Genomic DNA, 23830 nt, shown 5'->3' on the forward strand with positions numbered 1-23830 from the left:
GGTCCGAAAGCCTTGGCGTTGAGAAGCTGCCGGCGAAAGACAATGATAATAGATCTCATTTGGACATTTGTAGCCAATTATTTCTACAAATAGGGGATTCCATGTCATTGCACACCTGCGCACGCGATTCAGACACCGTTGACGATGCGCCAGACTGGCCCGCCGCGTTCGCCGAACGCTACCGGCAGGCCGGTTACTGGCAAGACCAAACGTTCGCCCAGGCGCTGGAGGCGGTGGCTGCACGCACCCCATCGGCGATTGCCATCACCGACGGCCCGTTGCATCTGAACTACCGCAGCCTGGCGGACCGTTGCCGGCGCCTGGCTGGCGGATTGCGTGCGCTGGGGGTGGCAGCTGGCGATAACGTGGTGGTGCACTTGCCCAACGGCAGCGCGTTTATCGAAGTGTGCTTTGCGCTGTTCCGCCTCGGCGCCCGGCCGATCCTCGCCCTGCCCGCCCATCGTCAGCACGAGATCGGCGGTTTTTGCAGGTTTGCCCTGGCCACGGCCTACATCGGCTGCGCCGAACTGGACGGCTTCGACTGCCGTGAAATGGCGCGTCAGTTGGCCGCCCAGAGCATGCATCTGCGCCACGTGGTGATCGACGGGGACGCGCAGGCATTCATCGCCTTGAGTACGCTGTATCACCACGAGCCGCTGGAGCAGGACGCCGGTCACCCTGACGCCGTGGCGTGTTTCCAGCTCTCGGGCGGCACCACCGGCACGCCCAAGCTGATCCCGCGCCGCCACGCCGAATACCTCTATAACGTGCGCGCCAGCAGCGAGGTGTGTGGCCTGGACGCGCGCACGGTGTACCTCACCGCGCTGCCCATGGCGCACAACTTCACGCTGTGTTGCCCGGGCGTCATCGGCACCCTGCTGGCCGGTGGGCGTGTGGTGTGTACGCGCCGCTGCGACCCCGAAAGCTGCTTCGCGCTGATCAGCGAGCAACGCGTTACCGTCACCGCGCTGGTGCCGCCGCTGGCGATGTTATGGCTGGACGCCCAGGCCCAGCGCCAGGCCGACCTGTCGAGCCTGCGCCTGCTGCAAGTCGGCGGCGCAAAGCTGCTCGGCAGCGCAGCGGCCCGCGTCACGCCGACCCTGGGCTGCACCTTGCAACAAGTGCTGGGCATGGCCGAGGGCTTGCTGTGTTTTACCCGCCTGGACGATCACCCCGATCACCTGCTGCATACCCAGGGCCGCCCGCTGAGCGCCGATGATGAAATTCGCATTGTCGATGAACACGGCCAAGCGGTGCCCGACGGCGAGGTCGGCGAGCTGCAGGTGCGCGGGCCATACACCATTCGTGGCTATTACCGCCTGCCCGAGCACAATGCCAAGGCGTTTACCGCCGACGGTTTTTATTGCAGCGGTGATCGGGTCCGGCGCACCGCCGAGGGTTATCTGGTGGTTGAAGGTCGCGACAAGGACCAGATCAACCGTGGCGGCGAAAAGGTCGCCGCCGAAGAAGTCGAAAACCTGCTGATCAGTCATCCGCAGGTGCACGACGCTGCGCTGGTGGCGATGCCGGATGCGGTGCTGGGCGAATCCACCTGTGCGTTCATCGTCGCCCGCGACCCGGCGCCGTCGGCGTTTGCGCTCAAGCAGCACTTGCGTGGCCAGGGCCTGGCCGCGTTCAAGGTGCCGGACCGCATCGAATTTATCGCGCAGTTCCCGCACACCGGCGTGGGCAAAGTCAGCCGCAAGGACCTGCGCGAACGCCTGCGCCAGGCCTGGTTGCAGAGCGCCGCGTCGTGAGCCGCTGGATCCGCGCCTACCGCCTGACACCCATGCCGCGCTGGCGCCTGGTGTGTTTTGCGCATGCCGGGGGCAGTGCGAGTTTCTTTCGTGACTGGGTCAACGCCCTGCCTGCCGACATCGACCTGTTGGCCATCCAGTACCCGGGCCGCGAAGACCGTTTCAGCGAGCCGTGCCTGACTGACATGCAGCGCCTGGCCGACGGCGCCGCCCATGCCTTGCAGGGTTACTCCGACCGGCCACTGGCGTTGTTCGGTCACAGCCTGGGTGCGGTGGTGGCGTATGAAGTGGCCGCACGCCTGGAGCAACGCGCAATCGCTGTCGACCACCTGTTCGTGTCCGCCCATCCGGCACCACACCGCCAGCGCGGCGGGCACCTGCACCTGGGGCCGGATGCGGCGTTGCTCGACGACGTGCGGCGCTTGTCCGAGCGGCCCAACCCATTGCTGGACGACCCGGCCCTGTGCGAACTGTTCCTGCCGGGCCTGCGCGGTGACTACCGCGTGGTTGAAACCTATACCTGCGCGCAACCGCAGCCGCTCAACAGCCGCATCACGGTGTTCTATCCCGAGCAAGACCCGGAAATCGAGCTGGATGAAGCCCATGCCTGGCAAGCCGCCAGTCACCAGCCACTGCACCTGCAGCGCTGGCCCGGCGGCCACTTTTACCTGATCGAGCAACGCCAGGCACTTATCGACGCTATCGCCGCGACGCTGCTGACCCTATCGCCCGCCCTGAAGGAAACCTGTTGATGAAAACACCCGACGCCTGTGATGGCCTGCCGGACATCCGTCACGCCATCGATTCACTGGACCACCAGATCATCGAACTCATGCGTCAACGCATGGCTTACGTCAAAGCCGCTGCACATTTCAAACCGAGCGAAAGCAGCATTGCCGCGCCTGAACGCGTGGCCCAGATGCTCCCGCAACGCCGCGAATGGGCCGAGCAAGCCGGGCTGGATCCGCACTTCATGGAAACCCTGTTCGCCCAGATCATCCACTGGTACATCGGCCAGCAAGTGCTGCATTGGCGCGCAACGAGAACACCGGCATGAGCGCCTTTACGCAGCTGGAGGGCCATGCCGCCGGCCTGACCGAAGTGTTCGAATGCGCTCGCCAGCGTGCTATCGAACACGGCAAACCCGTGCTGGCCAGTTATGCGCTGAACATCACCGCGCTGGACCTGCTGGCGCTGTTCGAACGTGTCGACGAGCCGCACGCCGAGTGCCTGTTCTGGCGCGCGCCGGAAGATGACAAAAGTCTGTTCGGCTGGGGCGTGGCGGCTGAACTCATCGGCGCCGGTGCTCAACGTTTTGCCACGGTGGATGCGCAATGGCGGGACTGGCTCGAAGGCGCCGTGGTCCACGGCCCATTGGCGCCGACGGTGTGCGGCGGCTTTCGGTTTGATCATCAGGTCAAGGCCAGCCCTGCGTGGCAGGGCTTTGGCGATGCCTCGCTGCTGTTGATGACGCTGTTGCTGGTGCGCGACGGCGATGCCTGCTGGTTGCTGTGCCAACAACGGGTGGCGGCCGACGATGTGGCGCAGCGCTGCTGCGAGCACGTGTTGAATCAATGGAACGCGCTGATGGACCGCTACGTGTCCGGCCCACGCCCCACGGCGGCGCCCCACCACACCCGTGACCAGTGCCTGCCGCGCGCGTGCTGGGAAAGCAAAATCGCCCACGCCCTCGATGTGTTGCGCGACACCCCATTGCAAAAGGTGGTGCTGGCGCGAGAAGTGCTCAGTGAGTTTTCCCGGCCTATCAATGCCGGCCGCACCCTGGCGACCCTCGCCAGCAATGACCCCGGCGCTTATTTGTTTGCCTTTCGCCGACACCAGGCGTGCTTCATCGGCGCGTCTCCCGAGCGCCTGGTCAAGCTGCACAATGGCCACCTGCAAACCCTTGCGCTGGCGGGCACCACCCGCCGCGACCCCAACCCTGAGCACGACACGCAACTGGCGCACGCGCTGCTCGCCTGCGAAAAGAACCAGCACGAACACGCGGTGGTGGTGCAGATCATCCAGCGCGACCTCGCGCCGTGGGTGGCCCCGCTGCAGGTTCCGCCCGCGCCGCATATCAAGCGCCTCAGCCGCGTGCAACACCTGGCCACGCTGATCGAAGGGCCGCTGCACCCGCGGCGCAGTTTGCTGGACATGGTTGCGCTCCTGCACCCGACACCCGCGGTCGGTGGCCATGAACGCCAACAGGCGCTGGAGCATATCCGCCAATTCGAGGGTTTTGATCGTGGCTGGTACGCGGCGCCGCTGGGTTGGCTGGACGCACATGGCAATGGCGAATTCATCGTCGGCCTGCGCAGCGCCCTGTTAAAGGGCAACCAGGCTCGCCTGTTTGCGGGGTGCGGGATCGTGGAGCACTCCGACCCTGCCTGCGAATACGACGAAACCTGCATCAAACTGGCCGGCATGCGTGCGGCGCTGCAACGCTGACTGCGCGCCCGGTGCTTGAATCAAGACCTGTGCAGGCCTACCCTGCACACGGAAAACTCACCCTTCGAGTCAGGAAGACCTTACATGTGGGACGGCAGCGTTACTTTTGGCGATTCATGGGCCGGTTACATCGGTCGCGCGGATCAGAACTCTGCCCATTCCCATGTCGCCATTCAGCTGTGCATCGGCGTGCACCAACCGGTCACCCTGGAACTGCCCGGCCAGTTGATCCGCGCGGCGGGAGTGATCATCGGCCCCAACGTCGAACACCGCGCCGTGGCCGACAGTCATCCGGTGGCGTTTGTGTACGTCAATCCGGACACACCACTGGGCCGTGCACTCAACGCATTGCTGCAAGACAATGGCATCGCCCTGGCCAGTGACGAACTGCTGGAGTGCTTTCGCCGTACCACCTCCCTGCCCCAGTTTGTCGACGCGCTCGCGCGTTTGCTGGCGATTACGCCGCCCATCGACCAACGCCTCTATAAAGCCTTGAACATCCTGCGCCTGGACCGCGACGGTCCCGGTTCCGTCAGCCGCGCCGCCAATGCGGTCGGCCTGTCCAGCCCGCGCCTGCGGTGTGTGGCGACGCACCAGATGGGCGTTTCCCTGTCCCAATGGATCATCTGGAACAAACTCGAGCGCGCCTCCAAATCCCTGGCCGGCGGCGCCAGCTTGTCGGACGCCGCCGCCGATGGCGGGTTCTCCGACCAGGCGCACCTGGCGCGCATGATGCGCCGCATGATCGGCATGACCCCGCTCACGGCGGCCAAGGTTTTGCGCAAGACAAGCGTTTCGTTCAAGACGCGGTGATATCAAAAGGCCAATATCGATCGCATCTTATTCGCGAAAACGTTAAGCGCTGACTGCCTTCCCCCAACGCACGTCAGCGCCACCGAAAGTGGATACAAGAGTGTTCGCCAGGGGCACGTGTGCCTGGGATTCGGCGGAACGCACCGTTAATTCTTTCGATGAGTCCGCAGGAAGCGTCCTACATGTCAGAACAGCAAAAATTAACCGTCCTTCTCACAGGAGGCTCGGGCGTACTCGGCGAGTCACTGATCGACTGCCTGGCAGAGGATTTCAACCTGGTCTGCCTGGCGCGCAAAAGCCGCATCCGCCACCCGCAGGTGCAAGTGCTCAGCGGTGATATCTGCCGCCCCCGGCTGGGGCTGGCTGCCGAGGATTATGAAGCGCTCCTGCAGCGCGTCGACTGGGTCATTCACGCCGCAGCGGTTACCCGCATGGATGGCGACATCGACCAGATTTTTTCGGTCAATTACCTGGGTACCGAGAACGTCGTGCGCTTTGTGCAGCAAGCCAAGGTGCCGCTCTACCACATCAGCACCGCCTTCACCCACCCATGTGACTACTACGAAGGCGTGCAGGCCGAGACGCCGTACGAAGTCGCCAAGCGCCAGGCCGAAACGCTGGTGCGTTCTTCCGGTATCGACGTGTCGATTTTTCGCCCGTCAATCATCATCGGCAATTCCGACACCGGGCACATGCCCAACTTCCAGGGTTTTCACATGACCATGGGGCTGATGATGTCCGGCGTGCTGCCTATCGTGCCCTGTCCGCCTGCCGGCTACATCGACCTGATTGCCCGCGACGTGGCGGCGCAGGCAATTGCCAACGCCTTGCACCGGCGCTTGATCGGCGCGGACTACTTCCTCACCAGCGGCCCACAGGCGCTGGACCTCACCGGCCTGCTGGACCTGATGTGCGAGTCCATGCAAGCCCAGGCGCAACCGTTCACACGGCCTCGTTGCATGGCGCCGGACATCTATGAACGCCTGATCCGCCCGGTGTTTCTGCCGGCACTGACCGGTGCCGTCCAGGCGGCACTGGGTCGCGCCAACCAGCTGTGCCGCTATGCCTGCCTGCGCACGCCGCTGCCCACTTCGTTGCCCGAGTTGCTCGGTGAGCCGGCCTTCGGTGCACGCGACGTCAGCCGCGAATTGCTGCTGTCACTCAATCACTTGGCCCCCAAGCTCGGTGCCTTGACGCGGATGCTTAAACAGCCGGTTCCACCTGTCGCAGAGGCATCCGTGGCATGAACTCGCACCTGACAGAACTGGAACCCGCCGCCGACGCCGAACAGATTGACCAGTATTTTCGCCAGCATGTGAACTCGGGCTACGCACGCCTCGCGTCCTTGATGAACCTGCCGATCGAACACTCAAGCCAGGGCGTCTACATCTATGACAGCCAAGGCCGCCAGTACCTGGATGCCGGCGGCTATGGGGTGTTTTTCCTCGGCCACGGCCATCCGGTTGTCGTGGATGCCGTGACCCGCCAACTGCAGCAAAACGCGCTGGCCAGCAAGCTGTTGCTCAACCCGCAACAAGCCTTGGCCGCGCAAGCGCTGGCAGCGCGTTGCCCGGGCAACCTGGACTACGTGTTCTTTTGCAATTCGGGCGCCGAAGCCACCGAAGCCGGCCTGAAACTCGCCCGGCTTAACGGCTGCCGTCGCACGCTGTCGACACTCGGCGGTTTCCACGGCAAGACCCTCGGCGCGCTGGCCGTTACCGGCCGCGAAAGCTACCGCGAACCGTTCAGTGGCCTGCTCAGCGAAAGCGCATTCGTGCCGTTCGGCGACAGCGCCGCGCTGGAACAGCAACTGCTCGCCTCGCCGGAAAAAGCCTGCGTGATTCTCGAGCCGATCCAGGCCGAAGCCGGCGTGATCCTGCCGCCACCGGGTTACCTGACGCGGGTACGCGAGCTGTGTGACCAGTACGGCGCCGTGCTGATCATCGACGAAATCCAGTCCGGGCTGGGCCGTACCGGCCATTGGTGGGCGTGCGACCAGGAACAGGTGGTGCCCGACATCATGCTGGTCGGCAAAAGCCTGTCCGGCGGCTGCGTGCCGGTCAGCGCCATGGTCGCCAGCGCGGCCATTTATGCGCCGTTCAACCGCAACCCCACGGTGCACACCTCCACCTTTGGCGCCAACCCGCTGGCCATGGCGGCCGTGCAGGCCACGCTGCAGGTGATGGTGCAAGAGGACCTGGTGGCGCGGGCACGGCTGCTGGGCCAGGACCTGCACGCACGTTTCAGCGCGCTGTTGCAGCGCATGGGCCTGGCCGAGCGCGTCACGCTGCGCAGTGCCGGCTTGCTGCTGGGCTTTGAGTTCAGCGACGCCTCGATTGCCGCGAACATGGTCATGGCCCTGATCGAGCAGCACATCATCGTGTGCCACTCGCTCAATGACCACCGCGTCGTGCGGCTTACACCGTCGCCGTTGCTCACCACCCAGGACTGCAACTGGTTGATCGAGGGATTCGCCCAGGCGCTCACCACCTCTGTCTCACCCCTTTGATCTTTGGAGTTACCCCATGCAAGAAGTCAATGTCCAGGCACATATCCCCCATGCCTGCGCTGATGAAGTCTTCGCCGTGATCAGCGACTTCAGCCACTACGTCGAGCTGTGCGACTCGGTGCGCAATATTACCATCAACAAGGTCAGCGACGACGTGTCGTTCACCTCCTGGGAGGTCAACTTCCACAGCGGCATTCTCAAGTGGCAGGAGCGCGACACGTTCAACGCCCAGACCCGCGAGATTCACTTTGAGCAAATGGCCGGCGATGTCGATCACTTCTCCGGAACCTGGCAAGTCCTGCCCGATGGCAAGGACGCGATTATCACCTTCACCTCGCGCTTTGACCTGGGCCTGCCGATGCTCGCCGACATGCTCGACCCCGTCGCGCAGAAGGCCATTCGCGAAAACATCCACTCGATCATCACCGGCCTGTTCCCGGCGAGCTACCTGAAGGCCTGAGCCATGTCACTGTCATTGTTAAACCGCTCGCGCGCCTTGCTTGACCGCTACGCCCCGGAATTTGACGCGCGCCTGGCCGCCCTCGCCGTCGCCGAACGCGAGGCGCCCGAGAGCAGCGTCATTGCCCTGTTCAAGCAACACGGGCCGGTCGGGTTGCTGGTCAACCGCGCCGCCGGTGGGCTGGGTGCAGGCATCCTCGATGCCGTGCATGTGCAGATCGCCCTGGGCGCGCGTTCGCCCTCGCTGGCGGTGGCCAGCACCATGCACCAGTTTTCGGTGGCGAGCCTGTTGGCGCTCACCCAAAACGGGGGCGGCGCCGAAGGCCTGTTGCTGGCGGCCGTTGCACAGAATCGTTTGTTGCTGTCCTCGGGGTTTGCCGAGGGCAACTCGGGCGCGGGCATCCTCGACTCGAACATGCAGGCCGTGCACACCCCCGAGGGCGTGTTGCTCAGTGGCAGCAAAAAGCCCTGCTGCCTCGGCCGCTCGATGGACTTGCTCACCGCCAGCTATACCCGCCAGACCCCACAGGGCGAAGAGCTGATGGTGGCGTTGATTCCCGCCAACGCGCCAGGCATCAGCCGCGCGCCGTTCTGGCAGAACAGCGCGCTGGCCGCTGCCGAAAGCATCGAGGTACGCCTCAATGAAGTGCTGGTGCCCGAACGCATGCTGTTTTCCGCCGGCTACAAGCACCTGTTGGGCGACGTGCAAACCGTCGGTTTCATCTGGTTCGAACTGTTGATTTGCGCGTCCTACGTGGGTGCCTGCGCCGGCCTGATCGAGACGGTGACCGACGCAGGACGCTGGACCGCGCATCACCGCGTGGACCTGGCGGCCAACCTGCAATTGGCAATCAGCGCGCTGGAAGGCGCGGCGCTGGATATCGAGCGCAACCCCCAAGACCTGCCGAACGTGCTGGCCCGTCTACTGCTGGTGCGTTACGGCATCGAGCAGCTGCTGACCGAGCTGTCGGACCAGGCCCACGCGATGCTCGGCGGCATGGCATTTATCACCAGCAACCAGAGTTCGAATGGGTTGATGGCCTGCCGCGGCCTGCAATTTCACCCGCCGGCGAAGATCTCGATGGCGAGCAACCTCGACACCTATTTGTCCCACTCAACCTTCAGCATCGCCGGAGCGCACCCATGAACCTGCTCGGAAAAATCATCGTCATCAGCGGCTGCGCGCGTGGCCTGGGCCATGCCGCCGCCCGCAAACTCAAGCAACAAGGCGCCACGGTGATTGGCCTGGACATTCTGGCGCCGCAGGAAGCGGAACTGCTGGACGGTTTTTATCAGGTCGACCTGTGCGACCGCAGCGCGCTGGCGTCGGTGATCGGCGCCATCTCCACCGATTTCGGCGACATCGACATTCTGGTCAATAACGCCGGCACGCTGACCCTGGAACGCGGTGAAACCGGCGTCACCGACGAAGTCATCCGCGCAGTGGATGTCAACCTGTTCGCACCGTGGCAGTTGGTGGCCGGGTTCTTGCCGGGGCTGCTGCGCAAACGCGGCAAAGTGGTCAACGTATCCTCGCTGTTCGCCCTGGTGAATGCGCCTTATGTGGCCGCGTACGCCGCCAGCAAACGCGCGTTGAGCGCCTACTCGGACGTGCTGCGCATGCAGTATCGCGGGCAGCTGGATGTGGTCACGGTGTACCCGGGGTTCATCGACACGGCGATTCACTTGCCGGCCCAGCGGGTGGGGCTGTCGGTCAAGCGCCTGGTGACCTTCAAGCGGGGTGACAAGACCCTGCTGTCTCTGGAAGAAAAACTCGATGCAGCCTCTGACGGCCTGGTGCGCGCCTGCCGCACAAACGGCTTGCGCAATCGCGGGCTGACCTTCATGGGCACGCTGGCCATGTACACCGCGCGCATCGCGCCAAGTGTGGTCGACGCCTTTATCGCCATGCGCCTGCGCACGCTCACACGCGGCGGGCACCTGGCGCTCAAACCTGAACTGATCGAGTAACGCCTCGCCAATGGCCAGACAACTGCACCCCAAGCCCCAGGTCCGTCTCGACCGCGCCTTGTTCAAGGCGCGCACGGGCGAGTCGCTGCTGATCATCGCTTACGCGGTGTGCCTGTACCTGCTGCCCCTTGCCCTGTTTGTGTGGGTGGCAAACACGGCGCCCACCGTGTGGGTGCTGCTGTGTTCGCCCTTGCTGGTGGTGGCCGGGTACGGATTGTTTCTGCAAGCGATCCTTGGGCATGAAGGCTTCCACTTCAACCTGAGCGGTAACCCGATGCACAGCTGCTACCTGGGCATTCTTACCAGTTCGCTGCTGCCGGGGTTTTGCGTGACCGGTTACTTCGTCGACCATTGGCAACATCATCGCTACAGCAACAGCGCAAAAGACCCGGACTATCGGCACTTCTCGCGCTATCGCACGCTGGCAAGCCGCATCGCGCTGTCGCGTTTGCTCGCAACCTCGAACTACCTGCACGCCACCGTGCGGCTGGCGTTCGGCCCACTGAGCAGCCCTTCGCCGCTGCCCTTGAGCGCGGCGCAGGTGCAACGGCTGGCGCGCTGCAACATCGCCTGCCAAGTGGGCTGGTTGTGCGTGTACGCCGTGGCGCTGTGGCAGATCGACGGGTTGCTGCTGGGGTTTTGCGGAAGCCTGGCGGTGGCGTTTCTGGTGTCGGCCTTCAATGCCTATCAGGAACATGCGTTCAGCGAAGGCGATGAACCACCGCCTGCGCGCTCGCGCACCTCGCGGCTGTGCACCTGGCTGCACGCCGGCGCGAACTTTCACCTGGAGCATCACTTTTATCCCGCGGTGCCGTGCTGGCGACTGCCAAAAGTGCACCGCCAACTGCTGGACGCGGGCTGGTACACAGACCGGCAGTACTTGTTGGAAAAGCACTTCGTCGCGTCCTTCAAGTACGCCACCAGCCGCCACCCCTACCGTGGAGACACGGTAAACGACTGAACACTCACTCAAACATTCCGAATGGATTTTCCCGCCTGAAGACTCAGGCTGCAGGAGCATGTATGCCTTTTGATATCGACAGCCACATCGAAACCGAACGCGAGCAGTTATTCAGCCACCCGTTGTTCGCCACTATCCGCACGGTTGAAGACGTGCGCACGCTGATGGAATTCCATGTGTTCGCCGTGTGGGATTTCATGACCTTGCTCAAGCGCATCCAGCGCGACCTCACCTGCGTCGAGTTGCCGTGGGTGCCGCCGGTGCACATCACCGCCGCGCGCTTGATCAATGAAATCGTGGTGGGCGAAGAAACCGACGAACACCCGGACGGCGGCTTTATCAGCCACCTGGACCTGTACCTCACGGCCATGGATGAAATCGGCGCCGACAGTTCAGTGTTCCGGCGTTTCCTCGCTGCCATCCAGGCCCAGGTGCCGCTGGCCAAGGCGCTCAGCGACCGCGACATTCCGCTGGCCGCCAAAGTGTTCATGTGCCAGACCCTCGATGTCGCGCAGCACGGCTCGACCGAAGCGGTGCTGGCGTACTTCTTCTTTGGCCGTGAAGACATCATCCCCGACATGTTCGGCCGCCTGCTGTCGCAATGGTCGGTGAGTGAAACCGAGGTGCCGATGCTCACGTATTACCTCAAGCGCCACATCGAAATGGACGGCGACGATCACGGCCCGGCGGCCAAGCGCATCATCGCCGAAATCGTCACCACGCCCGCGCAACACCAGCACATGATCGAAAGCGCCAAGACCGCGATCAACTCGCGCATCGACCTGTGGGATGGCGTGCATCACTTCCTCCAGGAAAAAGCGCAACGCGCCACGGACCGCCCTGTGCGTCAGGTTGAACACAGCGTCTGAGCCTCGCATGAACACAGGGAGTAGGACATGACCAAAGGCAAGCTTATAAAAATGACACTGTGCGTCGCCGTGGTGGGCGGGTTGCTGCTGCTCGGCTGGCAGCGCTGGCAGTATTCCAGCGCCTACGTGAGCACCGACAACGCGGAACTCGACGGCGTAATCATCCCGGTGCGGGCCAAGCTGTCGGGTGTGGTGATGAGCGTGCCGGTGATGGATAACGTCACCGTGCAAAGCGGTGACCTGCTGTTTCAGATACGCGACAGCGAATATCAATACCAGGTGCAGCAGCGCGAAGCACAGTGGCAAGCCTTGCTCGCCGCTGCCGGACGCAGCGGCAGCCCGGGTGCGCTGGACAGCCAGATTCTCGGCGCAGTTGCCATGCGCCAGGCCGCACAAGCGGCGCTGGCACAGTCCAGCGCCAACCTTGAGCAGGCGCGCAACGACTACCAGCGCGCCCGGCGCCTGGGCGCCCAGGGTGTGCTGAGCACTCAGGACCTGGAACTGGCCAAAGCGCGTTTCGACGCGTTGAGCCATGCCCAGGAAGCGGCCCGCAGCAATGCCCAGGCCGCCGCGCAAAGCACGCTGGCCAACAAGGCCGAGCTCAAGGTGCAGGACTATCGGATCGCGGCGGCGCAAGCCGAACTCGAGCAAGCCCGCATCAAGTTGCATGACGCCCGCCAGACTGCGCCGGTGCGCAGTATTGTCTCGAAAAAAGAGGTCGAACCCGGCCAGTTCGTGGTCGCCGGCCAGAAGCTCTTGAGCCTGATTGCCACCGACCCGCTGTGGATCACCGCCAACTTCAAGGAAACCCAAGTTGGCCGCGTGCGCGTCGGCCAACACGCCAAGGTCACGGTGGACGCGTTTCCCGGCCACGCCTTCGACGGCGTGGTCGAAAGCCTGGCACCGGCGACCGGGGCGAAGTTCTCGCTGCTGCCCCAGGAAAACGCCACGGGCAACTTCACCAAGGTGGTGCAGCGCGTCCAGGTGCGGATTGCGCTCAAAGACGTGCCGGATGACTACAAGGGCTTGTTGAGCCCCGGCATGAGCGCCTTCGTCGAAGTCGCCACGCCACACAACGCCAGCCAAACGCTATGAGGTCGCCGTACCTGATTGCGTTCACCGTGACGCTGGTGTCGATGATGGAGTTGCTGGACGTCACCATCGTCAACGTCGCGATTCCCAGCCTGATGGGCACCTATGGGGCGTCGGTCGATGAAATCTCGTGGGTCTCCACCGGCTACGTGGTGGCCAACGTGGTGATTCTGCCGGTCAGCGGCTGGTTGTCTGCCTGGTTCGGGCGGCGCCGGTATTACCTGGTCTCCACCGCCGTGTTTGTGCTGGCGTCGGTGGGCTGCGCGTTCTCCGCTGAGCTGTGGCAACTGGTGGCATTTCGCGTGCTGCAGGGGTTGGCGGGCGGCGGCTTGCTGGGGATTTCCCAGGCGATCATCTACGACGTGTTCCCCAAGGAAAAGGTCAGCAGCGGCATGGCGCTGTACGGCGTCGGCGTAATGATGGGGCCGACCCTTGGGCCGACGGTCGGTGGTTACCTGATCGACACCTTGTCATGGCACTGGATCTTCCTGATCAACGTGCCCATCGGTGCCGTGGCCCTGTTGCTGTGCTGGCTGTGTATCGGCGATTCGGCCAACGAGCAAAAACCCAGCAGTGTCGACTACAGCGGTTTCTGCCTGTTGGCGCTGGGGGTCGGCAGTTTGCAGATCCTGCTCGAGCGCGGCGAGCATTGGGACTGGCTGGAATCCAACTGGACGGTGGCCTGCCTGTTGCTCAGCAGCTTCAGCCTGGTGGGTTTTTTCTGGTGGGAACGGCGCGCGGTCAACCCGATCGTCAACGTCGCGCTGTTTCAGAACCGCGAGTTCCTGATGGGCTGCATCTGCGCATTTTGCGTGGGCTTCGGGCTGTACAGCACCTTGTTTATGGTGCCGCTGTTTCTGCAGACGTTGCTGGCGCAAAGCGCGTACCAGAGCGGGCTGGTGATTTTCCCCGGGGCGGTGGCCAGCGCCATCAGTACCTTGGTGATCGGCAAGCTGTCCCAGGAAAACAAGATCGACGAACGCGTGTTCGTGACCTTGGGCATCGTCATGTACTGCTACGCGATGTTCCTGCACACCCAGTTCACCCTCGACAGCAACCCGGACACGCTGTACTGGCCGCTGGTGATCCGCGGGCTGGGCCTGGGCATGATCTTCGTGCCGCTGACCAACCTGGCCATGCGACGCCTGCCGCTGACGTTGATCTCCGGCGCCTCGGGGGTATTGAACCTGATGCGCCAACTGGGCGGCAGCGTCGGCATCGCCATCGCTGCAACGCTGCTCACACGGTTTTCGTGGGAGCGCTATCGCCTGCTCTCCGAGCACGTGACCGAGTCCAGCCTGATCGCCAACGGCTGGGGCGGCGTGGAATCCAACCCGCTGTTCCTTTCGCTCAACCTTGCCAGCCATCAACAAGCCTTGGCCCTGATGCCTTACCTGCAAGCGCGTGAACAAGCGCAAATGCTGGCCTTCAGCATGCTGTTCGGCACCTTGGGCGCCGTTATGGCCATCGGCATTCCCATGGTGCTGATGATGCGCAGAAGCACCCTCAGCCGATAATTTTTTTGTGGAGCACCTACCCTTGCGTATTCCAGGGCTGCATCTAAAACACCTCACCCTGCTCACCTGCCTGGGCGGGCTTGCCCTCGCCTGCTGCCCGACCTCCGTGTCGGCAGAGGACTTGTACCAGCTGTATCAAAAAGCGCTGAGCCACGACATGAAGTTCGCCGCCGCGCAGGCCCAGCAACTGGCCACGGCGGAAAAAGAACCGCAAAGCCGCGCCAACCTGCTGCCGGACCTGTCCGTCACGGGCGGCGCCGCCTGGGTCGATGCCGAGGATTCCAACGATTACCACCGCAACCGCAACAACACCAATGCTTACGCCGTGGTGCTCACTCAGCCGCTGTTGCGCTGGCAGAACGTAATCGCCCACGACCAAAGCAAATTGCTGATCAGCGCCAGCGAAGTGCAGACCGAACAGGCGCGCCAGGACCTGATGCTGCGCGTGGCCCGCGCCTATTTTGATGTGTTGCTCAACCAGGAGCTGTTGAACACCCGCACACAACAACTGCAAACCTTGCAGGAGAGCCAGGACCGCACACGGCGCTTACTGGCCGACGGCGCCGCTACCGCCAATGCGCTCGAACAGGTGCAGGCCAAGTACGACCAGGCCTTCGCCGAGCAGATTGCCGCACGCGGCGCGCTGGACATCGCTACCGAAACGCTCACCCAGTTGACCGCCGCCCAGGCGCGACCGTGGTCGGGCAAGGAGCCGCCATTCAGCGCCCCGGTGCCTGCGGCCATCGGTGAATGGGCAACTACCGCGCAACAAGGCAACCTCGCCGTGCAGCGCGCGCAGATCACCCAGCGCCTGGCCGAAATGGACATCGACAAGGAACAGGCCGGCCACTTGCCGACCCTCGACCTGATCGCCGCCCACGGCCGCTTTGCCTCGGTGGGCGGCGATGTGTACGACGTCACGCTGCCGGAAAACCGCTATAACCAGACCGTGGTCGGGGTCAAGTTGAGCGTGCCGCTTTACGGCGGTGGCCGTACCAGCAGCCGCGTGCGCGAAGCCCATGCGCTGCAAAGCAAGGCTCTGGATGAGGTCGAAGACGCGCGCCGCAACGCCGGGTTGATGGCGCGCCAGGCATACCTGCAAGTTACCAGCGGCATGAGCCAATACCAGGCGCTCAAGCAGGCGCTCAAGTCCAGCCAGGTTAACCTGGCGTCGGTCACCCACGGTTTTGAAGCCGGCTCACGCATCAACACCGACGTGCTGGATGCGCAGCAGAAAGTCACCGACACCCAGCAGCGTCTGGCTCAGCAGCGCTACAGCATCTTGCTGGCCCAATTGAACCTGCTGGCCTCCACCGGCAACCTGAGCGAGGTGCGTTTGCGCGAAGTCAGCCGCCTGCTGGACTGAAAAACCGCGCGGGCGTTCCTTGCAGCCCGCGCAACAGTCTTTTGTCATCACTCCTATTGATAGCTTCCTAACGAAACCCGCATCCTAGAGGGCTAATCTCGCGCTTATATCATTCCGAATGATAGTTACCTTTGCTTCATTCGATTCGTGACATAGCACCTCGCCGCGCATGATCCGCCCATCTCAAATACATTGGCGGATGCAATTCATGGAACAGTCACTCAAACATTTGCGCTTCCCCTTGGCGATTTTGGCCGTGGTGGTGATGAGCGCGTGCGGCAAGACCCCAGAACAAGCGGCCGCCATGCCTCCTGCGAAAGTCAGTGTGGCCAAGGTGCTCGAACAACCGGTCAACGAGTGGGACGAATTCACCGGTCGCCTGGAAGCCCCGGAAACCGTGCAGATTCGTCCGCGCGTGTCCGGCCAGATCGACCAGGTGGCCTTCACCGAAGGCGCCCTGGTGAAAAAGGGCGACTTGCTGTTCCAGATCGACCCGCGTCCGTTCCAGGCTGAAGTGCGCCGCCTCGAAGCCCAGCTTGCCCAAACCAAAGCCGCCGCCACCCGTAGCGATAACGAAGCGCAACGTGGCGACCGCCTGCGTCAGAGCAATGCGATCTCCGCCGAACTGGCCGACTCGCGCACCACCGCCGCCCAGGAAGCCCGCGCCGCAGTGGCCGGGATTCAGGCGCAGCTGGACCTGGCCAAGTTGAACCTGAGCTTTACCCGCGTGACCGCACCGATCAGCGGGCGTGTCAGCCGTGCCGAAATCACCGCCGGCAACCTGGTGACCGCCGACGTCACCGCGCTGACCAGCGTGGTCTCCACCGACAAGGTCTACGCCTACTTCGACGCCGATGAGCGCGTGTACCTCAAGTACACCCAGCTGGCGCGCGAAGGCCGCCGTGGCGCCACCACTCCGGTGTACCTGGGCCTGTCCAACGAAACCGGCAACCCGCACCTGGGCCAGATGAACTTCGTCGACAACCAGGTCAACCCGGCCACCGGCACCATCCGTGGTCGCGCCGTGTTCGATAACAGCAAAGGCGAATACACCCCGGGCCTGTATGCACGCTTGAAGCTGGTCGGCAGCGGCACTTACTCCGCCGTGCTGATCAACGACGAAGCCGTCGGCACTGACCTTGGCAAGAAATTCGTGTTGGTGATGGACGGCGACAAGCCGGCGTATCGCTCGGTGGAACTGGGGCCGAAGATCGAAGGCCTGCGCATCGTGCGCAGCGGTTTGAACAAGGACGACACCATCGTCGTGAAGGGCCTGCAGCGCATTCGTCCGGGCTCGCCTGTGCAACCTGAAACGATCCCGATGGCCAGCAAGGAAACCCTCGCCGCCTTGGCACAACAACGACAAGCGCTTGAAGCCAGCAACCTGGAACAAGTGGCGCCGGATAAAGCCGCGCCAAAAGTTGCCAGCGTCGCGACTCCACGCGGTTAAGGGATACAACTCAAGATGAATTTTTCCAAGTTCTTCATTTCGCGGCCGATCTTCGCAGCGGTGCTGTCGCTGTTGATCCTGATCGCCGGCGCGATCTCGCTGTTCCAACTGCCGATCAGCGAATACCCGGAAGTGGTACCGCCGACCGTCGTGGTACGCGCCAACTTCCCGGGCGCCAACCCTAAAGTCATCGGTGAAACCGTGGCCGCTCCGCTGGAGCAAGCCATCACCGGCGTCGAGAACATGCTGTACATGTCCTCGCAGTCGACCGCCGACGGCAAACTGACCCTGACCATCACCTTTGCCCTGGGCACCGACCTGGACAACGCGCAGGTGCAGGTGCAGAACCGTGTGACACGCACTCAGCCAAAACTGCCTGAGGAAGTCACGCGCATCGGTATCACCGTAGACAAGGCGTCGCCCGACCTGACCATGGTGGTGCACATCACCTCCCCGGATCAGCGCTACAACATGCTCTACCTGTCCAACTACGCGATCCTGAATATCAAGGATGAGTTGGCGCGGCTGGGCGGCGTGGGCGATGTGCAGTTGTTCGGCATGGGCGACTACTCGCTGCGTGTATGGCTGGACCCGAACAAGACCGCCTCGCGCAACCTGACCGCCACCGATGTGGTCACGGCCATTCGCGAGCAGAACCGCCAGGTGGCGGCCGGTGCACTGGGCGCGCAACCTGCGCCCAATGACACCAGCTTCCAACTGTCGGTCAACACCCAGGGCCGCCTGGTCACTGAGGAAGAGTTCGAAAATATCGTGATTCGTGCCGGTGCCAACGGCGAAATCACGCGTTTGAAAGACATCGCGCGAGTTGAGCTGGGTTCCAGCCAGTACGCCCTGCGCTCGTTGATCGACAACCAACCGGCCGTGGCGATCCCGATCTTCCAGCGCCCGGGCTCCAACGCCATCGAGATCTCCAATGAAGTGCGCGCCAAGATGGCGGAGCTCAAGCAGAGCTTCCCGGAAGGCATGGATTACCGCATTGCCTATGACCCGACGGTCTTCGTGCGCGGCTCCATCGAAGCCGTGGTTCACACCCTGTTTGAAGCACTGATCCTGGTAGTGCTGGTGGTGATTCTGTTCCTGCAGACCTGGCGCGCGTCGATCATTCCGCTGGTGGCAGTACCGGTCTCGTTGATCGGTACCTTTGCGGTAATGCACCTGTTTGGCTTCTCGCTCAATGCGCTGTCGCTGTTTGGACTGGTGTTGGCGATTGGTATCGTGGTGGACGACGCCATCGTGGTGGTGGAGAACGTCGAGCGGAACATCGAGCTTGGACTGGAACCGTTCCCGGCCACTGAAAAAGCCATGAGCGAAGTGACCGGCCCGATCATCGCCACCGCGTTGGTACTGTGTGCGGTGTTCATCCCGGCGGCGTTTATCAGCGGCTTGACCGGGCAGTTCTACAAGCAGTTCGCTTTGACCATTGCGATTTCGACGGTGATCTCGGCGTTCAACTCGCTGACCTTGTCCCCAGCCCTGGCTGCCGTCTTGCTCAAGGGTCATAACGCCCCCAAGGACCGTTTCTCCAAGGCACTCGACAAGGTGTTCGGCGGCTGGTTGTTCCGTCCGTTCAACCGGTTCTTCGAGAAAGCCAGCCATGGTTACGTCGGCACCGTACGCCGGGTGATTCGCGGCAGCGGTATCGCACTGTTCCTGTACGCCGGGCTGATGGTGCTGACCTGGTTGGGTTTCGCCCATACGCCCACCGGTTTCGTACCGGCCCAGGACAAGCAATACCTGGTGGCCTTCGCGCAATTGCCGGACGCCGCGAGCCTGGACCGCACCGAAGATGTGATCAAGCGCATGTCGGACATCGCCATGAAGCAGCCGGGCGTGGAAAGCGCCATCGCCTTCCCTGGCCTGTCGATAAACGGTTTTACTAACAGCCCGAACAACGGCATCGTGTTCGTGACCTTGAAGCCGTTCGATGAGCGTAAAGACCCGAGCCTGTCGGCCGGCGCGATTGCCGGTGCACTGAACGGCAAATACAGCAGCATCGAAGAAGCCTACATGGCGATCTTCCCGCCGCCGCCGGTACAGGGCCTGGGCACGATTGGCGGGTTCCGCCTGCAGATCGAGGACCGTGGCAACCTGGGTTACGACGAGCTGTACAAAGAAGTGCAGAACGTCATCACCAAAAGCCGTGGCGTGCCTGAGTTGTTCGGCCTGTTCACCAGCTACACGGTCAACGTGCCGCAGGTCGATGCCGCCATCGACCGCGAAAAGGCCAAGACCCACGGCGTGGCTGTCAGCGACATCTTCGACACCCTGCAGATCTACCTGGGTTCGCTGTATGCCAACGACTTCAACCGCTTCGGGCGTACCTACCAGGTCAACGTGCAGGCTGAGCAACAGTTTCGCCAGGATGAGGACCAGATCGGCCAGCTGAAAGTGCGTAACAACAAGGGCGAGATGATCCCGCTGGCGACCTTTATCAAGGTCAGCGACACCTCGGGCCCGGACCGCGTGATGCACTACAACGGCTTTATCACCGCTGAAATCAACGGCAACGCCGCACCGGGCTACAGCTCCGGCCAGGCCCAGGCCGCGATTGAAAAACTGTTGAAAGAGGAACTGCCCAACGGCATGACCTACGAGTGGACCGACCTGACGTATCAGCAAATCCTCTCGGGCAACACCGCGCTGTTCGTGTTCCCGCTCTGCGTACTGCTGGCGTTCCTGGTACTGGCCGCCCAATACGAAAGCTGGAGCCTGCCACTGGCGGTGATCCTGATCGTACCGATGACGCTGCTGTCGGCCATTACCGGGGTAATCATCTCGGGCGGCGACAACAACATCTTCACCCAGATTGGCTTGATCGTACTGGTGGGCCTGGCGTGTAAGAACGCGATTCTGATCGTCGAATTCGCCAAGGATAAACAGGCCGAGGGGCTCGACCCACTGGCCGCGGTACTCGAAGCCTGCCGCTTGCGTCTGCGGCCGATTCTGATGACCTCGTTCGCGTTCATCATGGGCGTGGTGCCCCTGGTGTTGTCCAGCGGTGCTGGTGCCGAGATGCGCCATGCCATGGGTGTGGCGGTGTTCTCCGGGATGATCGGCGTGACCTTCTTCGGTCTGTTGCTGACGCCAGTGTTCTACGTACTGATCCGTCGCTATGTGGAGCGCCAGGACGCGCGCAAAGCGGCCAAGGCCTTGAAGCTGGAGACACAGCAATGAGCGTGAAAGTCTTTCTACCGAGCTTGCTGGTGCTGGCGCTGAGCGCCTGTGCCGTGGGCCCGGACTACAAAACCGAGAAGCTGGAGGCGGCCAACATCACGGCCGCCGCCGACACCAAAAGTTATGACCACGCCAAGTACGAAGGCATCTGGTGGCAGCAGTTCGACGACCCGACCCTCGACCAACTGGTGACCCAGTCGTTGAGCGGTAACCGCGACTTGCGCGTAGCCTTTGCCCGTCTGCGAGCGGCGCGTGCGATTCGCGATGACGCGGCCAACGACATCATGCCGGTGGTCACCAGCCGGGCCAGCAGCGACGTGGGCAAAGGCCAGATCCCGGGCCAGACCACCAAGCGCGTCAACAGCGAGCGCTACGACCTGGGCCTGGACATGGCCTGGGAAGTGGACTTGTTCGGCCGCATCCGCCGCAACCTGGAAGCCAGCGATGCTGACCAACAAGTTGCTGAAGCCGACCTGTACCAACTGCAAGTCACCATGATTGCCGAACTGGTGGACGCCTACGGTCAACTGCGCGGTGCGCAATTGCGTGAACGCATCGCCCTGGACAACCTGAAGAACCAGCAGGAGTCGCGCACCATTACCGTCAGCCTGCGCGATGCCGGCGTCGGTGATCAGCTCGACGTAGAACGCGCCGACGCGCGCCTGGCGGCCGTTGAAGCCAGCGTGCCGCAACTGCAGGCCGAGCAAGTGCGCGAGCGCAACCGCATCGCCACCCTCCTCGGCCAGCGCCCCGACAAGCTGAGCGTGGACCTGAGCCCCAAAGACCTGCCGGCGATTGCCAAGGCGCTGCCCATCGGCGACCCGGGGCAACTGCTGCAGCGTCGCCCGGACATCCTCAGTGCCGAACGCAAACTGGCGGCCGCCACCGCGCGTATCGGCGTGGCCAAGGCCGACCTGTTCCCACGGGTCAGCCTCAGCGGCTTCCTCGGCTTCACGGCCGGGCGCGGTTCGCAGATCGGGTCCGCCGCAGCGAATGCCTGGTCGCTTGGCCCAAGCATCACCTGGGCGGCGTTTGACCTGGGCAGCGTGCGAGCGCGGTTGCGCGGCGCGAACGCCGAGGCCGATGGCGCCCTGGCAACCTATGAGCAACAAGTGCTGCTGGCGTTGGAAGAATCGGAAAATGCTTTCAGTGATTACGGCAAACGCCAGCAGCGCCTGGTCTCGCTGATCCGTCAGAGTGAATCAAGTCGCGCGGCGGCCGACCTTGCGGCGATCCGCTACCGCGAAGGCACGGTGGATTTCCTGGTGCTGCTTGACGCGCAACGTGAGCGCCTGGCCGCTGAAGACTCCCAGGCCCAGGCCGAAGTGGACTTGTATCGCGGGATTGTCGCGATCTACAAGGCCCTCGGTGGTGGCTGGCAGCCGGACACGGTGGTCGCCAGCAGCAAATGATGTAAAGCGCTCCTTTGGTTGGTCGCATCCAGCCAATTTTTAGCCCCACGCCCCCTTCGGTCGTGGGGCTTTTTTTATGCCTGAGTCGCCAGGGTTAACGCCAAGGTTGTGCTTCAATTTTTCACAGTGATGACGTCACAAGGAAACAGAACCCTGCAGTTTCATGGCGTGTTTGCTACATGGCGCTGCTTGACCCTGCGGCCTATAAGCAAGCAGTGGCGGACGCCGGCTGCACCGCCGACGATCGACGCTGCGCACAGTGTGTGGGGCCAGGCGCCTCTTGAGCCAGCGTCAGCGTGCGAGGACCATCGCGAAGTAGCCAAACACCGTCAGCAAAATGCCCGACACCGCATACGCCACAGGAAAACCAATCCAGGGCACGCTGCTGTCGATTTCCTTGGCGGCCTCACGCGCCGGCCCGGAGTGGCTACGCGCGCCCGCCACGCCGCCCATCAGGATCGCCGGGTTGATCTTGAACACATGAAACCCCAACGCCCAGACGATAAACGGCGGAACGGTGCACGCGACAAAGCCGAGCACAAAGACCTTCAACGCGATGATCGGGCTGATTTGTGAAACCAGGTTAGCGCCGGCGTTCACCCCCACGATTGCGACAAAGAAAATCAGCCCCATGTCTTCAAGAATGTTGCGGGCGGCGTTGGGTGTATTACCAAAAAAGCGCACGCGCGACACCAGTGACGAGACGATAATCCCCGACACCAGCAAGCCGCCCGCGTTGCCCAGGCCCACCGCTGCACCGAACGCCGGCACTTGGATCAGACCGATCAGCAACCCCAGCACCATGCCCAGTGACAGCGTCAGCAGATCGGTCGCGGTACTCGGCCGCCCCGCCTTGCCGAGTAACGCCGTGGCTTTGTCGATGGCGGTACGCAAGCCGATCAGGTGCATCACATCCAGGCGTTGCAGGCGTGTTTCCAGCCCCAGAGGAATGGGCGCGCCGCCGCGTTCGATGCCCACCAGTTGCACCTGCCCGGCAATCGATGACTGGCTGAACTGCTTGAGCTGCTTGCCGATCGCATCACGGTGGGTCACCAGAATCACCGCCTCATCCAGCGGGATGTTGAGCGCCCGGGCGTCCGGCACTTCCGGCCCGATCAGGCCCATGTGATCGGTCAGCGCATCGAGGCTGCCGCCCAGGGCAATGATATCGCCCAGTTGCAGCACCAGTGCGGGATCGGCGCCGAGCAACTGATCGCCGCGCTCGACATTCTCAATCTGGTACAGCGCAAATTGCTGGCGGAACTGCGCGATGGTCTGCCCCGCCCATTCACTGTTCACCAATCGGTACGCGCGCAAGTCGAAAGGCCGATAGCCACTGAGCCCGGCGTCATCGACATTGGGCACGCCGTGTTCGACTTCATACGCCTTGGCCGCTGCGCGTGCATCCACCCCCCACCAGCGCGGCAGGTATTTGCAGATCAGGATGATGCCGACCGTGCCCCAGATGTAGGTGATGCCATAGGACAACGCGATCATGGCCGTCGCCGCGGCGACCGTGGTGCCCGGCGGCAGCGGGACGACGCCGGAGGTAAGGGCTTGCTCCGCCGAACCAATGGCCGCGGACATGGTTTGTGAACCGGCAAGAATACCGCCAGCGGCGCCCACCGGCAGCGACAAGAGCTTCACACCCAGCACCACGATGCCCAGGCCGAGGAACGACGACAGTATCGCCAGCAAGGTGAATTTCAGCCCATCGCCCTTGAGGCTATTGATAAACGAGGGCCCCACGCGCAGCCCGACGCCGTACATGAACAGGTAATAAAACAGGCTCTTGGTGAAGTTATCGAGCTCAAAATGCACGCCGTAGTAAGACGCCCAGGTCGCAATGGCGCACCCAATGACGATGGCCCCGGCCACCGCCCCCAAGCCATACCCCTTGATGGTGCCGCGCCCGACCCAGACGGACAGGCCGACCACCAGGAACAGCAGAATATAGGGGTTGTCGTGCAAGAAACTGAAGATGGCAGTCACGATGATTCACACCCGG

General features: G+C 63.0%; 19 protein-coding genes. 18 read left to right on the top strand and 1 reads right to left on the bottom strand.

Going from position 1 to position 23830, the window contains the following annotated elements; all coding sequences use genetic code 11:
• Positions 1 to 101 precede the first annotated feature (101 nt).
• From ACM530_RS26315 to ACM530_RS26400, 18 genes are all read left to right on the top strand, one after another.
• Positions 102 to 1757: a (2,3-dihydroxybenzoyl)adenylate synthase gene (locus ACM530_RS26315; protein ID WP_416363551.1), complete on the top strand. Its 1656-nt coding sequence runs from the start codon at positions 102 to 104 to the stop codon at positions 1755 to 1757.
• The gene (locus ACM530_RS26320) at positions 1754 to 2509 is read left to right on the top strand and encodes a thioesterase II family protein (protein ID WP_416363552.1); all 756 of its coding nucleotides are present in this window, start codon (positions 1754 to 1756) and stop codon (positions 2507 to 2509) included. The genes ACM530_RS26315 and ACM530_RS26320 overlap by 4 nt, the downstream gene beginning before the upstream one ends.
• Positions 2509 to 2814, top strand: coding sequence for an isochorismate lyase (locus tag ACM530_RS26325; protein WP_416363553.1), 306 nt, complete (start codon positions 2509 to 2511; stop codon positions 2812 to 2814). Before ACM530_RS26320 ends, ACM530_RS26325 begins: the two co-directional genes overlap by 1 nt.
• Positions 2811 to 4208, top strand: a complete 1398-nt coding sequence (locus tag ACM530_RS26330; RefSeq protein ID WP_416363554.1) for an isochorismate synthase — start codon at positions 2811 to 2813, stop codon at positions 4206 to 4208. Before ACM530_RS26325 ends, ACM530_RS26330 begins: the two co-directional genes overlap by 4 nt.
• Before the next feature lie 84 nt (positions 4209 to 4292).
• Complete coding sequence (locus ACM530_RS26335) at positions 4293 to 5021, top strand: helix-turn-helix domain-containing protein (protein ID WP_145160505.1); 729 nt, start codon at positions 4293 to 4295, stop codon at positions 5019 to 5021.
• A gap of 182 nt (positions 5022 to 5203) precedes the next feature.
• Positions 5204 to 6268 carry an SDR family oxidoreductase gene (locus ACM530_RS26340; RefSeq protein WP_145160503.1) on the top strand — a complete coding sequence of 355 codons (1065 nt, stop codon included), beginning with the start codon at positions 5204 to 5206 and terminating at the stop codon, positions 6266 to 6268.
• The gene (locus ACM530_RS26345; protein ID WP_416363555.1) at positions 6265 to 7530 is read left to right on the top strand and encodes an aspartate aminotransferase family protein; all 1266 of its coding nucleotides are present in this window, start codon (positions 6265 to 6267) and stop codon (positions 7528 to 7530) included. Before ACM530_RS26340 ends, ACM530_RS26345 begins: the two co-directional genes overlap by 4 nt.
• 16 nt (positions 7531 to 7546) lie before the next feature.
• Entirely contained in the window at positions 7547 to 7990 is a 444-nt protein-coding gene (locus ACM530_RS26350; protein ID WP_145160499.1) for a type II toxin-antitoxin system RatA family toxin, read from the top strand.
• A 3-nt stretch (positions 7991 to 7993) separates the two neighbouring features.
• Positions 7994 to 9136: an acyl-CoA dehydrogenase family protein gene (locus tag ACM530_RS26355; RefSeq protein ID WP_145160497.1), complete on the top strand. Its 1143-nt coding sequence runs from the start codon at positions 7994 to 7996 to the stop codon at positions 9134 to 9136.
• A complete protein-coding gene (locus ACM530_RS26360) occupies positions 9133 to 9960 on the top strand; it encodes an SDR family NAD(P)-dependent oxidoreductase (protein ID WP_416363556.1) in 828 nt (275 codons plus the stop codon). Before ACM530_RS26355 ends, ACM530_RS26360 begins: the two co-directional genes overlap by 4 nt.
• Positions 9961 to 9970: 10 nt before the next feature.
• The gene (locus tag ACM530_RS26365; protein WP_369302246.1) at positions 9971 to 10921 is read left to right on the top strand and encodes a fatty acid desaturase family protein; all 951 of its coding nucleotides are present in this window, start codon (positions 9971 to 9973) and stop codon (positions 10919 to 10921) included.
• Positions 10922 to 10983: 62 nt separating this feature from the next.
• Positions 10984 to 11790 carry a DUF3050 domain-containing protein gene (locus tag ACM530_RS26370; RefSeq protein ID WP_242196963.1) on the top strand — a complete coding sequence of 269 codons (807 nt, stop codon included), beginning with the start codon at positions 10984 to 10986 and terminating at the stop codon, positions 11788 to 11790.
• A 27-nt stretch (positions 11791 to 11817) separates the two neighbouring features.
• Complete coding sequence (locus ACM530_RS26375; protein ID WP_145160489.1) at positions 11818 to 12885, top strand: HlyD family secretion protein; 1068 nt, start codon at positions 11818 to 11820, stop codon at positions 12883 to 12885.
• Positions 12882 to 14399, top strand: a complete 1518-nt coding sequence (locus ACM530_RS26380; RefSeq protein ID WP_145160487.1) for a DHA2 family efflux MFS transporter permease subunit — start codon at positions 12882 to 12884, stop codon at positions 14397 to 14399. Before ACM530_RS26375 ends, ACM530_RS26380 begins: the two co-directional genes overlap by 4 nt.
• 22 nt (positions 14400 to 14421) lie before the next feature.
• A complete protein-coding gene (locus ACM530_RS26385) occupies positions 14422 to 15765 on the top strand; it encodes a TolC family outer membrane protein (RefSeq protein ID WP_145160485.1) in 1344 nt (447 codons plus the stop codon).
• 208 nt (positions 15766 to 15973) lie between these two features.
• On the top strand, positions 15974 to 17215 hold the full coding sequence (gene mexE, locus ACM530_RS26390) for a multidrug efflux RND transporter periplasmic adaptor subunit MexE (protein WP_145160484.1): 1242 nt from the start codon (positions 15974 to 15976) through the stop codon (positions 17213 to 17215).
• Positions 17216 to 17230: 15 nt separating this feature from the next.
• Positions 17231 to 20410 (top strand): efflux RND transporter permease subunit, encoded by a 3180-nt coding sequence (locus ACM530_RS26395; protein WP_416363557.1) that lies wholly within the window; start codon positions 17231 to 17233, stop codon positions 20408 to 20410.
• A complete protein-coding gene (locus ACM530_RS26400) occupies positions 20407 to 21822 on the top strand; it encodes an efflux transporter outer membrane subunit (protein ID WP_145160480.1) in 1416 nt (471 codons plus the stop codon). Before ACM530_RS26395 ends, ACM530_RS26400 begins: the two co-directional genes overlap by 4 nt.
• Before the next feature lie 291 nt (positions 21823 to 22113).
• Here the strand turns inward: ACM530_RS26400 and ACM530_RS26405 are convergent, their stop codons facing one another.
• The gene (locus ACM530_RS26405) at positions 22114 to 23814 is read right to left on the bottom strand and encodes an aspartate:alanine exchanger family transporter (protein WP_416363558.1); all 1701 of its coding nucleotides are present in this window, start codon (positions 23812 to 23814) and stop codon (positions 22114 to 22116) included.
• Between the last annotated feature and the right edge of the window lie 16 nt (positions 23815 to 23830).

The sequence above is a fragment of the Pseudomonas sp. NFX183 genome (assembly GCF_047943075.1).
GTDB lineage: Bacteria > Pseudomonadota > Gammaproteobacteria > Pseudomonadales > Pseudomonadaceae > Aquipseudomonas.

Bases quoted from the DNA above. Each gene is read 5' to 3' on its own strand.
- ACM530_RS26340 (WP_145160503.1), top strand. From the start codon at position 5,204: ATGTCAGAACAGCAAAAATTAACCGTCCTTCTCACAGGAGGCTCGGGC.
- mexE (WP_145160484.1), top strand. From the start codon at position 15,974: ATGGAACAGTCACTCAAACATTTGCGCTTCCCCTTGGCGATTTTGGCC.
- ACM530_RS26315 (WP_416363551.1), top strand. From the start codon at position 102: ATGTCATTGCACACCTGCGCACGCGATTCAGACACCGTTGACGATGCG.
- ACM530_RS26335 (WP_145160505.1), top strand. From the start codon at position 4,293: ATGTGGGACGGCAGCGTTACTTTTGGCGATTCATGGGCCGGTTACATC.
- ACM530_RS26345 (WP_416363555.1), top strand. From the start codon at position 6,265: ATGAACTCGCACCTGACAGAACTGGAACCCGCCGCCGACGCCGAACAG.
- ACM530_RS26330 (WP_416363554.1), top strand. From the start codon at position 2,811: ATGAGCGCCTTTACGCAGCTGGAGGGCCATGCCGCCGGCCTGACCGAA.
- ACM530_RS26360 (WP_416363556.1), top strand. From the start codon at position 9,133: ATGAACCTGCTCGGAAAAATCATCGTCATCAGCGGCTGCGCGCGTGGC.
- ACM530_RS26375 (WP_145160489.1), top strand. From the start codon at position 11,818: ATGACCAAAGGCAAGCTTATAAAAATGACACTGTGCGTCGCCGTGGTG.
- ACM530_RS26380 (WP_145160487.1), top strand. From the start codon at position 12,882: ATGAGGTCGCCGTACCTGATTGCGTTCACCGTGACGCTGGTGTCGATG.
- ACM530_RS26365 (WP_369302246.1), top strand. From the start codon at position 9,971: ATGGCCAGACAACTGCACCCCAAGCCCCAGGTCCGTCTCGACCGCGCC.
- ACM530_RS26395 (WP_416363557.1), top strand. From the start codon at position 17,231: ATGAATTTTTCCAAGTTCTTCATTTCGCGGCCGATCTTCGCAGCGGTG.
- ACM530_RS26325 (WP_416363553.1), top strand. From the start codon at position 2,509: ATGAAAACACCCGACGCCTGTGATGGCCTGCCGGACATCCGTCACGCC.
- ACM530_RS26350 (WP_145160499.1), top strand. From the start codon at position 7,547: ATGCAAGAAGTCAATGTCCAGGCACATATCCCCCATGCCTGCGCTGAT.
- ACM530_RS26370 (WP_242196963.1), top strand. From the start codon at position 10,984: ATGCCTTTTGATATCGACAGCCACATCGAAACCGAACGCGAGCAGTTA.
- ACM530_RS26400 (WP_145160480.1), top strand. From the start codon at position 20,407: ATGAGCGTGAAAGTCTTTCTACCGAGCTTGCTGGTGCTGGCGCTGAGC.
- ACM530_RS26355 (WP_145160497.1), top strand. From the start codon at position 7,994: ATGTCACTGTCATTGTTAAACCGCTCGCGCGCCTTGCTTGACCGCTAC.